A 12126-nucleotide genomic window follows, 5' to 3' on the forward strand; every position below is an offset into this window, starting at 1 on the left:
AGACCATACCGAAGAAGTCAAGCTGTATGTATTACTGAAGTGGCTGATGAAATATGATGTGAAGGATGAATGGATGCGTGAGTACGAGAGTGCGGTACAGAATGGGGTTGAACCACGTAGTGGCTTGAAAAAGATGCACACTTATATTCAGCGAGAGGGTAAGCTGCCGAATTATATATTTTGGTAAACTTCACTAGCGTTGCATTAAATTTTCAACATGGCGTGAAGGAAAAGAGCAATAAAAAAGGCCGGCACTAGGTCGGCAATAGAAAAATTGGTTAGTGCATAAATGAAGTTGTACTTCCAATATAACAGGAAGATGATCCGAATAGTTAAAAATCATATCATTACAGCTATTTCTAATGTAAATGAGCAGAAATAGGAAATGAAGGAGGATGGGGAGGCTGACAATGAAAGCTAATAAATAATATTCAATTTTCAAATAAAAAATACCTCCTGTAATATTCAGGAGGACAAGAAAAGGGTTCTTTAAGGGAGTAAAGTGAAGTTCAAAAAGTTTCGTCCCTAACTATTTACCCTTGTAGCATAAATTGAAACATAAAAAATCCCCTTCCAGACAAGTGGCTGGAAGGGGGGTAGGAGTTTTTGGAGTATTATTATGTTTCCCATTAAATTAAATCCTATACATAAAAATTCCCCTCCTGGATGCAGCAAGAGGGGAACTTCTAGGGGGCGAGCTTTAACACATCGCTCAATATTTAATACGAGTTTAACTGTTTAAAGGTTGCAGAATAAAAAAACGCCCTCTCCTGATTTTTACCTGGGAGAGGATAAAGTTAAGTCATTAATTTCTTCGAATAATCAAATACACGATTAGCCCCATAATAGGGAAGAACAAGATTGCTAATAGAACAATGATGGCGTACCAACGAGTAAGGCCGTCCCAGCGAGGGAGCGGCCTTTAGGTTTTAGAGACTACGACGACGACGGCGGCAACGAACCACTACAATTCTGTTTCTGCAGCGAAAGACTACACTTTGGCCAGGTCTCAGTGTAACAACTTGTACAGGGCGGCGTGCTATAGTTATCACCTCCTATAATGCGTTATGTAATATCGTATGTATAGGGTTGTGCTTTTGTTTGGACAAGTGTTATAGGAAAAGCGCCTTTTGTTATCTTCTTTTATTTTTTTGAAAAATATCGAATCATGTCACATTTTTGTTTTTTTGTGATATGATAGTCCTGGCTGAAAGGGCGCACTTATCGAAAGGTAAGGACGCAAAACTATAGGGGCTTCTATCTTAGGATATGCCAGCCAGTTACCGGGGGGATATTTATGAGAATAGACGTAATAAGTACACCAGAACCCGTTGAGGAATTCTTCTTTTTGCTTGAGAAGTTTCCAGATGAACCAAAACATTCATAACCAGTTAACGAAGCATTGCCGACTGTAGAAATAATGACGATTATTAAACATGAAAAGCCGTTACTAAAGAGACGGCCTTTTTGTTTGTAGAAAATTATTTACTCCGTAACAAAGTAAATAATTAGGAACAGGAAATAAAAGGAGTAGGCGATGAGGGAGCTAGATAAGTTAGATAAAGAAATTATAAAGATGTTACAAGAAGATGCTCGTTATTCCTATACTTTAATGGCCGAAGAGCTCGGGGTAAGCGAAGGTACGATTAGAGGTAGGATTAATAGAATGTTGGAAGATAAGGTTTTCGAATTCATAATTAATAGCGAACCGGAAAAGGTTGGATTACCTGTTTCGGCTGTTATTTCTATATCCACCAATCTTGGATATCAAGAGAAGGTTGCCCAGGAACTCGTTCCACTAAGCGAGGTCGGCTTTATTGCTGCTTGTTCTGGCCTGCATGACTTAATTATCCAGGCATACTTCACTTCTAATGGGGAACTTATGAAATTTACAAATGAAAAGTTAGGTAACATTGAAGGGATTTCCTCCATTAGTGTTTCTATTGAGTTAAGGGAATACAAAAATAGCTTTAGTTACTTAGCTTATGAAGAGGAAGAAAAACTTGTTTTGAATCTTTGAGTTTCTATCAATGAGGTTCCTTTACCGATAATTTAAGTAAGTGAAAAGAGGTGATAACATGGATATAGCAGCAGTTGCAACAAACCTAAAAGCAATTTCAATTGGTAGTCAAGTAGGTATAGCCGTTACTAAGAAAGTTATGGATTCACAGAAAGCTGATGGAGAGCAAATGATTCAGTTATTAGAACGAAGTGTCTCGCCAAATCTTGGAGGAAACATTGATACTCGTATTTAAAAGTCATCCTTAACGGATGGCTTTTTATCTTGCCGTGGAGGTGGGTGGTGATGTAAATGGCGGGAAAATAAATCTTAAGGGTGTCTTTTTTATTTAAAGCAAACAAAAAAGCCGCTTTTACACGGCCTATTCTGGGTAATTTGGCTTTGCCTCTAATTCGTTTATCTTAATTGATTGTTTGGCTTTCTCTTCACCAAAAAAAATATTGGTTTTCTCTGCCAGATTTGCTTCACGAACAACATCAGGATCACCAGCAAATTCACTATTCATTACATCATTGGCTTTTGGACTCCCTGGCCCTGGGACTATCAACTTTTCGTCTGACATGAAATCCGTCCTTTCGGTTGGTATAACGTTAGTATGCATTAACAAACTGATGTTATTCGAGGGAGTTATTGGGATATCAGATAAAGTATGATGTGAAGTAATACTTGATATAATTACTTAAGCATCCGTCGAGGTGCTTTTCTTTTGTAAAAAAACCCTATATTTTGTATAGGGTTAAATGCTTTTTTTCATACCACACTCTTTACATTCTCTGACTAAATTATGATCCTTGATAGAGTTACTGAAACGGGCACTCCCACAATTATCACAGCGCCCACTGATAACGTCAGGGTGTTCTTTGTAATCATAAATAATGGTTGTGTCATAACTGTTATATTTTTTTGTGTGATCTTCAATCAATATGTATCACCTTCATGTTGGATTTAACTTATATATCATATCAGATAAATAGTAAGGGAGGTAGAGTGCATGGAAAGAGAAAATAATTCGTAGGAACAGGGAATCTCTTTCCTGATATTGAATTAATAAATGTAGTATCTTGAAACAAGGGTTTTATGGTAATGAGAAGTGAACACCCCAATTTTGGGCGATTGGAAACCCAACTTTCCGAATTAGTACAGCATGTTGTTAATCACGGAACGTATCACCGCGGGAACTTCACGACCATGTTACGACAATTAGGACATCAGGGTGCTTCAACGGATTACATTTTTTATTTATATGAAATGGATAAGGAATGAAAACCACTAGGATTAATAAAAAAGTCACTCTCCGGAGTGGCTTTTACATCGGGGCAAATAGCACAAAATTTATTTTCTTCATTAGCCTACGCTGATGCCTCAGACGGTGTAACAGCATCCACCATCAACACGGATTTTGTAGAACTGGAAGTAGAATTGAAGGTTGCCACCCTCCCGGCAGGATACGCAACCAAAGCGTTCACACCGTACAAATTGGCCTAGTGAACAGCTACAGATACTCTGTGTCTCGCGTGCGTGAACCATTCCATTACATTATCGAAGAGGGAAAAGGCGACACATGGGAAGCAGAATACCAGGCATATCTTGAAAGCCAACAGGCGGTATAAATCAGCGCTTATCCAAATGGGTGAGCGTTTTTTAGTTGTATATCATCCGGACGACAGACGAGCAACGGGATAATTCCGGGCGGCTTATTTCCAACATCCAGTGCGAGCACATCTTCTTTGAGCTGTTGGACGAATGAATATATCGATTACAAAGAATTAATTAATGTCACAGCACAAACAGCCCTCTCCAGCGATTCAGTAAATGGGAACGGTCTTTATTTAGGTGGTGGGTCCACTAGTATGCAGTTATTTAAAAATGGTGGAATCAATGTTTCTGTTTCAGGTGAATTTTTACGTTGAAGGAGATAACAGACTTACCTTAATCGCGATTTGATGAATGATTCTAAAATAACTAGTCAAAAATACAAGTTATAGCAAGTAAAAATCTGGATGAAAGTTGGTGGGCTATGCGCCTTTTGGTTAGAAAATGGCATCAGTTTCGCGCTTGGTATTATGAATTGTTGTTGGATGGATGTCTTGACCCAGAAATGAAGGAAAGTATCAGTAGAAAAATTGAACATCATAGAATCAAATGGAGCGCTATGTAGGCGCTCCTTTTATTTTGCCCTGGAAAAGGGGTGAGGAGGATGTAGGATGGAAAAAACACAAGCAGCCTTAGAAGCTAAGATTCAACACTGTGGTTGATTCTAAAACAGACGATGCAATCAAAGCATTACAGGCGGCGGGGTACTCTTATGTATTAATTCTCCAATAGTTCATCAATTTGTTTATTGATTAATTGAACCTTTTTGTATATTTCCGCTCGTTCTTCCCATGACAAATGAGGGTTGATAATCTGACATTTAATCTCCTCCTTTGCCACAACCAAACTTCTAATTTTTATTGTATTGATACTTTCTTTTTTAATCCCCATTGTTTTATCTCCTTATTTAAAAGTTCTTTTTCGCAAATTATAGCAGAAATTACCTGTATTGAATATTAAATTTTCTTTATAGTCAGAAAACGTTTCTGTTTCTGGTTATGCTGGCATATGCTGTAGTGTATAGCGAAGCTCCGGAAGCGGCGCATAGAGCTTCCCCAGGTATACCATAGCCTCCTTCCAGATGATGGATAGGGGGCTTTTATTTTGTCCTAAAACGACATGATATGTAATGACATCACATGCTCCAGAAGTCTTCTGCTTTAACGCTTTTATCAACCGGCCACCTGGGATTCGATTAAGACTAGGCTTTTGCTTTTGACCACTGACCACATTTTTGACCACGCACATAAGTAACGGATATAATTATATATGTAAGTGAATCAATTTAACGGTGGTAAAACGAGTTGCAAATTCAGTTATTTCTTGTGAGATAAATCCATTGAAGTTTGACCCTCGAAACGACGCATGTGGAGTGCTGTTCACTGTTAGTAAGAAAGTAGTCCAACGATAGAAACTTACAAATTATAAAAGCCAGAAGGAGAATGAATCGTTTGAATAATAAAGAAGCAAAAAATGGGTTACCTCCAAATTATGAGGAATTAAAAAAATCTGCCAATCGAACGTCGAATTGGAGAGAACGTTTAGGTGCTGTTGAAGAGTTAGGTCAGTGGAAAAGCAAACAAACAACCGATTTACTAACTCGTATCATGATTAGTGATGCTGTGTATAAAGTTCAAGAGGCTGCTTTCCATAAGCTCAAAGAATTTGGTGAAGATATTGAATTACCGTCAAGGAAAAAAGGCGACTTGATTAAAGGAGTAACAAAGATCTTGTTAAGAATTAAGAAGAGTTTGCCAGAAGGTCATACGTTTGAAGAGTTCAAGGAGAAGTTAAAAAAGATGAGAATTGATGTATATGATACGTACGAAGGCGAAAAGGGAGCGGACTTTGATAAGTGGCTTGAAAACACGTGGGCGTCGTTACCGAAAAAGTAGAAGGTATTGATAGCGATAAATACCTCCAAGAAATCGTGATGGTCCGTGTATAAAACCCTTGTAAATCAAGGGTTTTTATTATGCATCTATTGAAGAAAGGGAGTGAAAAGTCAATTTTAAATTTGTTATTAGGCATAGGCAACTCTGTAATTTGAACTATTATATATACATTTTATAACATAATTCTACATAATTTTCTATTCATAACTGACAAGTAAAGTCGCCTGTAATCGTGGAGTCCGCCGGAGTCCATCGCCGTAATGATTTTTTTTCTATAGAATGCCACATTCATCTTTAACCGAATGACAAACGGCTTGATGTTTCCCTCACTTTACACGGCATCTCATGTTTAAATATTGATACTTTTGATAAGAATGGCTACAGGCATACTCCTAGAGAGTGTTTAATGAAAAATTCATTAACGTGAGGTAATCGAAATGAAAGCATATGTATACTGTGACAAATGTGAGTATAAGACCAAAGAGCATGATAGAATGTTTATAGCGATAGCAGAAGTTATTGGGTATGGTGGAAGATACACATACAAACACAATAACGATAGATGCCCCAGATGTAATGCGTTAAATTCACTTCAGCAATCATAAGCAAAGGTGTTACATCAGTCCAAGAAGAATTAACAGTATTAAAGTAACTTCTGAATTTTGGAGTAATGGTAACATGATACGATAGTGGAGCTGGAGGTGTGTGTGCCTTCAGTTATTTTTTTGCAACTAGCAAGCCCAATACACTAAGTGTTTATTGTGATTAGAAGTTGGCAATGAAGTATAATAATTAATGATAGAATAGGGTAATCCATATCTATCAGATATAGAGGTGAGAACATGAGTGAAACAGATTTTTTTATCACCAGGGAATTAGTGAAAGAGTGGGGCGGATCCAATGCAGTTTATCAGTCCGGGCTTTCGTATTATCAGCATGGGCGGGTTATCAAGCTTGATTTTGATCCGGCCGAAGTTACGTGGCACGCCGTAGTTACCGGAACTTATGACTACGATGTAGAAATTTGCATGATGGGCAGGGATATTGATTTCTCGTGCGATTGCCCTACATATGATACGTACGGGAAATGCAAACACATCGTTGCAGTACTTCTGAGAATACAACAAGAACAACAGAAGAAAGAAGCGGAATCAAAAATGATAAAGACCGGAAAATATGCCGGAAACCATAAAACAACAACCTGGGATGCACAAAAATATCAGCAGACATCTCAGATTATTACCACATTGATGAACCGGATGAATCCGGTATACGAAGCTAAACAAACATCTGAAAAACAGCCGTTAACGGTAGAATATATATGCAAAGTACAGCCTGCAAGGGGAGAAATTACCCGGAAACTTCTCACGATAGAATTGAAAGTGGGAATAAATCGAATGTATGTGGTAAAAAACATCGGTGAATTCTTACAAAGTATTGAAGAAGGAACCCCTTACTATTTTACATCAAAATTCTCCTTTGAACCGTCTGAACATTACCTTCTGGAAGAGGATCGCAAAGCGCTGCACCTGTTGCGGGAAATCCAAAAAAATGAAGAATTTTTTCATAGTCAGCAATCCTATTATTGGGGCACGCAGAATGACCGCTTCCTGCTCATTTCTCCTATGGTAATTGATCGGCTTTTTTTCGAATTACAGGGCAGAAACGTAGTTTTTAGAGACTATGCCCCTGTATTATTTCGGGTAAATCCCGAGGAACACAAACTTCCGTTAACATTCCGCCTGGAAAAAGGGGCGGCAGGAGAGTTTGAACTGGACGTAGCTGACTTAAGAGATGTTATCTTTTTTGAATCGTACGGGTGGCTGTTCCAGGACGGAACCTTCTATAAATTGTCCCCTTCTCAGAAGGACATTATAAGCAAGTTTTTCTCTTCTATGGGTCCTTATGGAGAGAGTTCTCTTCTGGTTGCGCAGCAGCAAATGGAAACATTCATCTCATACGTTATGCCTGGATTAAAGGAAATTGGCCAGGTAGAAGTAGCGGAACAAATATCCGATCAGATTGTTAGTCCGCCCTTAAATGTAAAGATGTTTATCGATGACAGGGATGAGCGAATGTCTGCCAGAATTGAATACCATTATGGAAACATCGTCATCGATCCATTCCGGGAAGAGGTAACACATGATTCAAAACAGGACATCATCCTTATGCGCGACATGGAAAAAGAGCAAGAAATCATGAAACTATTTGAAAGCACCCCTTTCAAATACAACGGAAAAGAATGTTACATTGAGGGTGACAACGAGATTTACAACTTTATGTTTACAGCCGTTCCGAAGCTTGCACAGAAAGCGGAACTCTATATGAGCGAAGCTGCCAGATCGTTGACTTTGCTTAAAGATAGTAAGCCCATCACAAAAATCGATGTGGATTCAGGCGGGAATTTACTGGAGATTCGTTTCGATATGGAAGGAATTGATGAACAAGAGGTCAGACAGATTTTACAATCTGTTGTGGAGAAGAAGAAATATTACCGTTTATCGAATGGCGCATTCGTATCATTAGAGAATGAAACATTCCAAACGATGAATCAGTTGTTTACAGAATTGCATATTAATAAATCGCAGTTAAAAGCAGGAGTCTTGCAGCTTCCCGTATATCGCAGTCTGCAGGTTGATGAAATCATTAGCGAGGGGGCGGGCATTCAGCCAGGCTGGGGAAGAAGTTTCGCCAGCTTATCCAGGAACTAAGGAACCCGGATATAGTAGAGTTTGTGGTACCCGAAACCTTGCATGCCAGGCTGCGGGACTACCAGCATTTTGGCTTTCAATGGCTTAAAACCTTAGCCCATTATCGTCTGGGAGGTATTCTGGCTGATGATATGGGACTCGGAAAAACATTGCAGGCGATCACCTATCTTCTCTCTGAAAAAGCGGATGAAACAAGAAAGGCGAAAACATCGCTTATTGTTGTCCCGGCATCACTTGTGTACAACTGGAAAAGTGAATTTGAAAAGTATGCGCCCGATTTAGATGTCGCAGTTGTTTATGGTACGCCGGAAGAACGCGGCGAATGCCTCCGCGACCGCACTCCGGATGTATTTATTACGTCTTATCCACTTTTGCGGCATGATCTTGAACTTTATGAAAGTATGGAATTTGATTCGCTTATTTTAGATGAAGCACAGGCGATTAAAAATCATTTAACCAAAACCGCCAGCGCCGTGAAAACAATCAAAGCAGGAAAACGATTTGCACTGAGCGGAACGCCGATTGAAAATTCCCTGGATGAACTGTGGTCCATCTTTGAGGCAGTTTTGCCCGGGTTTTTCCAAAATCAGCGGAGCTCAAGAATTTACCTCAGTCTAAAATAGCGAAAATGGTACGTCCATTTATATTGAGGCGATTAAAACAGGATGTGTTAAAAGAACTGCCTGAAAAAATTGAAACCGTCCATCAATCAGAATTGATGAAGAAACAGAAAGAATTGTATGTTGGCTATCTCAAAAAAATTCAAGAGGAAGCGAAGGAATCTCTGCAGACAGAAGGGTTTCAAAAAAACCGCATCAAAATTCTTGCGGGGATAACAAGGCTTAGACAACTCTGCTGCCACCCTGCTCTATTCCTTGAAAACTATGAAGATACGTCAGGTAAAATGGAACAATTGATGGAAATCATTGAAAATGCGCTTGAAAATAAGAGAAGGATATTAGTTTTCTCTCAATTTACAAGCATGCTCCAGATTATTCGTGAAGAGCTGAATCGGAAAAACACCGGGTACTTTTATCTGGATGGACAAACCCCCTCTAAAGACCGGGTGGAAATGGCAGAGCGATTTAATCATGGTGAGAACGACCTCTTTCTCATTTCGTTAAAAGCGGGAGGCACCGGATTAAATTTAACCGGGGCTGACACCGTCATTCTTTATGATTTATGGTGGAATCCTGCTGTTGAAGAACAGGCTGCAGGCCGGGCCCACCGCATGGGGCAAAAAAATAGTGTCCAGGTGATGAGGCTGATTGCGCGCGGAACGATTGAAGAAAAAATATATGAAATGCAAGAGAAGAAAAAAGAACTGATTAAACAAGTCATCCAGCCCGGGGAAACAATGCTGTCCAGCTTATCTGAAGCGGAGATCCGCGAAATATTAGGGATATAATGAGTATATCTTTTCTGATGAGCATCAGCATGGAATCAAAAAAAGGAGAATAAGTCGAATGAGCAGTCGTTCTTTAGAAATTGCATTACAGCAGAAGCTCGATGATAAAATGCAAGAAGGTTATAATTTTGCTTTGGAGGATAACTCCATAGGTGCTTGTGGTGAATGGAGCGAGGTTTGGAAAGACATCGTCAATATTATGAAGACCCATGGTTTTGAGTACATTGAAGATATGGACGCAGCATTTCATGGTACTCAATCGATATACAACTGGTCTGCTGATTTTGAAATAGCACTGGATGACGCTGCCCGCCGGGATATTTCTTTTGCCCAGGCGAGGATTGATTTCTGCAGTGAATATATATCCATGTATCGAGATAAGGATGAATTTAATCTCCTTACCATGAGAGCAGCAATTGGAGAATCCTATTACCAGCTTGGAAAGAATGCTGAAGGAGATCAGGCTTTCAAGAAATGCCTTGAGGAATACCCGACATGGGGATGGGGCTGGATTGGATGGTCTGATCAATACTGGGATTTCGGGCAAGAACAGAACAAAAACAGTGAAAAAGCGATACAAATATTAAAACAGGCGCTTGAAGTAAAAGAACTTGAAGATCGGTTTGATGTTCTAAAACGCTTATGTGATTTGTATGCCGAACTTGAAATGGAAGAAGAAGCTGCCGATATCAGGAACAAAATAGCTGATTTACGGCGTCAAAACTTGGCCCGCCATGTGAAAGGTTCGTTACCACCCATGCGCAAGGCCGTTCCTGTAATAAGCACAAAAATCGGCCGAAATGACCCTTGTACCTGTGGCAGTGGTCAGAAATATAAGAAGTGTTGTGGCAAATAACCGTTAAAGTGGTTAGATGATAGGGCAGATTTAGCCAAAGATAGTCTCCCATTCGATCTCAAAAAAACATTGACAATGCTTGCAAAAAAAGCGAACAGAGCCAAAGTCCTCCTTAAGTTGCGGATGCTTGGCTTTTTTCTTTTTTGCCATGATTAATCTCCCCTGTCACAGACATAACTCATTCAAGGACATTGTAATATACCAGCTTTTATTGCGGCAAACATAATCCGATCGGCTTGAGAATATGATGACTATGCGATTAATGAAAGGCTTTTCCATTGGCAAACCTAAAGTAGGGTGGCGGAAAACAGTGAAACAGCCAGGAGGTATATTCACCATAAAAAATCAAATCATAAAATCGCTCTATTTGTAAGGGAGTATAAGAAGGAGCATGGCTATACGGCTCCTTTCGTATTCTTAGGAACCTCTGAATACATTAACCATTCCGGAAGTAAGCCTATGAGTTTTATATGGAAGCTGAAAGAGGAAATCCCCTCGTATTTAGTCCCTAGAGCGAATAAGAATATTTTGTAATGTGCATTTAGCCTATTATAAATGGTAAAAGGCCGCCTGGTTTTCAGGCGGTCTTTATGAATTATAAACCTTCTCTAGCATTTGGTGGGTGTGGTTACCAGAAATACAAATTTTAGCGGAGAATCTGCCGGTCTAATCTGGCGGCTGTTCTTTCTAGGCCTAAAGCTTCAATCGTTCTGGGTTGTTTGATACCTCTCTAGCTTCCTTTATTAGAAAAAATTAGTAAATTCCTCTCGGTTCTCCCCTTCTTTCTAAAAAGTATGATAAAAGTTGCAAGTTAAGGAAAAAAGTGGAGGTGGAATCTTGTCATCAGCACAACGATTGCGGATGCAGGCAGACGCCGCCGAGCGGTTTGCGGTCCAGGTAGGCGAGGCGATAGGGAACTTCCGGCAGGTGGACAGCCGGACAGGCAGCACGGTTGAGCACCTTAGCGCAGACTGGGAGAGCCAGAAGAAAGCGACCTTTGAATCTCTCGTGCAGGAAGCGGGAACAACAGGGTCATCAGCCGTTTCCATCGGGCAGGAACTGATGGAACAGCTCAGGCAGGAAGCGAGAAGGCTGCGGGAAGAAGCCGCAGAGCTAGAAAGGTGGGAGCGAGAACGTGAGCGGGCGAATCAACATTGAACCGGATCAACTGAAGGAGCTCGCTTCGGAACTGGGCCAGCGGGAAAGGGAGTGCGGGACCCTCACTGGTTTGCTAGAATGGAACTATAGTATGGCTCGATCCGTGTGACCGGGGAGAAGCTGAGCGGCTGGGATCACTTGATCGCAGGAGGTTGGACAGCAAAAGAACTTAATAAATCAGACATAAGAATGTTTAATGATTTACAAAGAAATACAAAAGGGTTCTGTGAATTATTTAGCTCTTACAATGGCGAATCTTTTGGTGAAGGGTTATATAGACTTCATGATATTTCAAAAATCAACTTCTGGAACGACATCATTACTTAAGCGTTTCCTGAGTTTTCCGGACGAATATCTTGCTTTGGTTATGACTGGCTTGGGCGACAGTTTGCCCTCGATAAGGAAAGAGTACATGATGGACAGTCGCATATATTGATGTTTGAACCAGGAACAGGAGAGGTGTTAGAAATTCCATGTACTTTTAT

At 40.0% G+C, this 12126-nt stretch carries 14 protein-coding genes, 4 pseudogenes and 1 riboswitch; of the genes and pseudogenes, 14 read left to right on the forward strand and 4 right to left on the reverse strand.

All coding sequences use genetic code 11. The features are described from left to right. The 3 genes and pseudogenes from MBEAL2_RS33180 to MBEAL2_RS30580 form a co-directional block, all read left to right on the forward strand. A pseudogene (locus MBEAL2_RS33180) lies at positions 1-187 on the forward strand (hypothetical protein); the annotation flags it as partial. Between the two features lie 1017 nt (positions 188-1204). Further along, positions 1205-1288: riboswitch (cyclic di-GMP riboswitch) on the forward strand. A 249-nt stretch (positions 1289-1537) separates the two neighbouring features. Next, positions 1538-2020: an Lrp/AsnC family transcriptional regulator gene (locus tag MBEAL2_RS23100; protein WP_047154601.1), complete on the forward strand. Its 483-nt coding sequence runs from the start codon at positions 1538-1540 to the stop codon at positions 2018-2020. Between the two features lie 58 nt (positions 2021-2078). Continuing rightward, on the forward strand, positions 2079-2255 hold the full coding sequence (locus tag MBEAL2_RS30580) for a YjfB family protein (RefSeq protein WP_082130116.1): 177 nt from the start codon (positions 2079-2081) through the stop codon (positions 2253-2255). Positions 2256-2381: 126 nt separating this feature from the next. On the opposite strand, the gene MBEAL2_RS23105 is transcribed toward MBEAL2_RS30580, so the two are convergent. Beyond that, positions 2382-2582 carry a hypothetical protein gene (locus MBEAL2_RS23105; protein WP_047154602.1) on the reverse strand — a complete coding sequence of 67 codons (201 nt, stop codon included), beginning with the start codon at positions 2580-2582 and terminating at the stop codon, positions 2382-2384. Positions 2583-2756: 174 nt separating this feature from the next. Next, a complete protein-coding gene (locus MBEAL2_RS30585) occupies positions 2757-2942 on the reverse strand; it encodes a DUF8096 family protein (protein ID WP_439644902.1) in 186 nt (61 codons plus the stop codon). 173 nt (positions 2943-3115) lie between these two features. Between MBEAL2_RS30585 and MBEAL2_RS23110 the strand changes: the two are divergent. Both MBEAL2_RS23110 and MBEAL2_RS31285 read left to right on the forward strand, forming a co-directional pair. Beyond that, positions 3116-3283: pseudogene (locus tag MBEAL2_RS23110) on the forward strand (DinB family protein); the annotation flags it as partial. Between the two features lie 36 nt (positions 3284-3319). Beyond that, the gene (locus MBEAL2_RS31285; protein ID WP_152667899.1) at positions 3320-3505 is read left to right on the forward strand and encodes a hypothetical protein; all 186 of its coding nucleotides are present in this window, start codon (positions 3320-3322) and stop codon (positions 3503-3505) included. Between the two features lie 825 nt (positions 3506-4330). Here the strand turns inward: MBEAL2_RS31285 and MBEAL2_RS32010 are convergent. Next, positions 4331-4504: a hypothetical protein gene (locus MBEAL2_RS32010; RefSeq protein ID WP_161798275.1), complete on the reverse strand. Its 174-nt coding sequence runs from the start codon at positions 4502-4504 to the stop codon at positions 4331-4333. Positions 4505-4609: 105 nt separating this feature from the next. Continuing rightward, entirely contained in the window at positions 4610-4789 is a 180-nt protein-coding gene (locus MBEAL2_RS23115) for a hypothetical protein (RefSeq protein ID WP_047154604.1), read from the reverse strand. A 275-nt stretch (positions 4790-5064) separates the two neighbouring features. On the opposite strand from MBEAL2_RS23115, the gene MBEAL2_RS23120 reads away from it, so the two are divergent. The 9 genes and pseudogenes from MBEAL2_RS23120 (at position 5065) to MBEAL2_RS33745 (ending at position 11750) form a co-directional block, all read left to right on the forward strand. After that, the gene (locus MBEAL2_RS23120) at positions 5065-5508 is read left to right on the forward strand and encodes a HEAT repeat domain-containing protein (RefSeq protein WP_047154605.1); all 444 of its coding nucleotides are present in this window, start codon (positions 5065-5067) and stop codon (positions 5506-5508) included. A 1031-nt stretch (positions 5509-6539) separates the two neighbouring features. After that, positions 6540-6599 (forward strand): annotated as a pseudogene (locus tag MBEAL2_RS34420) (hypothetical protein); the annotation flags it as partial. 306 nt (positions 6600-6905) lie between these two features. Next, entirely contained in the window at positions 6906-8219 is a 1314-nt protein-coding gene (locus MBEAL2_RS33185; protein WP_439644903.1) for an SNF2 helicase associated domain-containing protein, read from the forward strand. Positions 8220-8242: 23 nt separating this feature from the next. Then, the gene (locus MBEAL2_RS33190; RefSeq protein WP_269082510.1) at positions 8243-8842 is read left to right on the forward strand and encodes an SNF2-related protein; all 600 of its coding nucleotides are present in this window, start codon (positions 8243-8245) and stop codon (positions 8840-8842) included. 5 nt (positions 8843-8847) lie between these two features. After that, positions 8848-9627, forward strand: coding sequence for a DEAD/DEAH box helicase (locus MBEAL2_RS33195; protein ID WP_369405525.1), 780 nt, complete (start codon positions 8848-8850; stop codon positions 9625-9627). 58 nt (positions 9628-9685) lie between these two features. Then, on the forward strand, positions 9686-10483 hold the full coding sequence (locus MBEAL2_RS33740) for an SEC-C metal-binding domain-containing protein (RefSeq protein ID WP_047154606.1): 798 nt from the start codon (positions 9686-9688) through the stop codon (positions 10481-10483). A 243-nt stretch (positions 10484-10726) separates the two neighbouring features. Next, a pseudogene (locus tag MBEAL2_RS30595) lies at positions 10727-11017 on the forward strand (DUF3427 domain-containing protein); the annotation flags it as partial. Positions 11018-11320: 303 nt separating this feature from the next. Continuing rightward, complete coding sequence (locus MBEAL2_RS23135) at positions 11321-11641, forward strand: hypothetical protein (RefSeq protein WP_152667900.1); 321 nt, start codon at positions 11321-11323, stop codon at positions 11639-11641. Next, positions 11619-11750: a hypothetical protein gene (locus MBEAL2_RS33745; protein ID WP_269082512.1), complete on the forward strand. Its 132-nt coding sequence runs from the start codon at positions 11619-11621 to the stop codon at positions 11748-11750. Before MBEAL2_RS23135 ends, MBEAL2_RS33745 begins: the two co-directional genes overlap by 23 nt. Positions 11751-12126 lie beyond the last annotated feature (376 nt).

The sequence above is a fragment of the Aneurinibacillus tyrosinisolvens genome (genome assembly GCF_001015055.1).
Taxonomy (GTDB): Bacteria; Bacillota; Bacilli; order Aneurinibacillales; family Aneurinibacillaceae; genus Aneurinibacillus_A; species Aneurinibacillus_A tyrosinisolvens.

Coding starts and splice junctions, on each gene's coding strand:
- MBEAL2_RS23100 (WP_047154601.1), top strand. CDS start 1,538: ATGAGGGAGCTAGATAAGTTAGATAAAGAAATTATAAAGATGTTACAA.
- MBEAL2_RS30580 (WP_082130116.1), top strand. CDS start 2,079: ATGGATATAGCAGCAGTTGCAACAAACCTAAAAGCAATTTCAATTGGT.
- MBEAL2_RS23105 (WP_047154602.1), bottom strand. CDS start 2,582: ATGTCAGACGAAAAGTTGATAGTCCCAGGGCCAGGGAGTCCAAAAGCC.
- MBEAL2_RS32010 (WP_161798275.1), bottom strand. CDS start 4,504: ATGGGGATTAAAAAAGAAAGTATCAATACAATAAAAATTAGAAGTTTG.
- MBEAL2_RS33185 (WP_439644903.1), top strand. CDS start 6,906: ATGTATGTGGTAAAAAACATCGGTGAATTCTTACAAAGTATTGAAGAA.
- MBEAL2_RS33195 (WP_369405525.1), top strand. CDS start 8,848: ATGGTACGTCCATTTATATTGAGGCGATTAAAACAGGATGTGTTAAAA.
- MBEAL2_RS33740 (WP_047154606.1), top strand. CDS start 9,686: ATGAGCAGTCGTTCTTTAGAAATTGCATTACAGCAGAAGCTCGATGAT.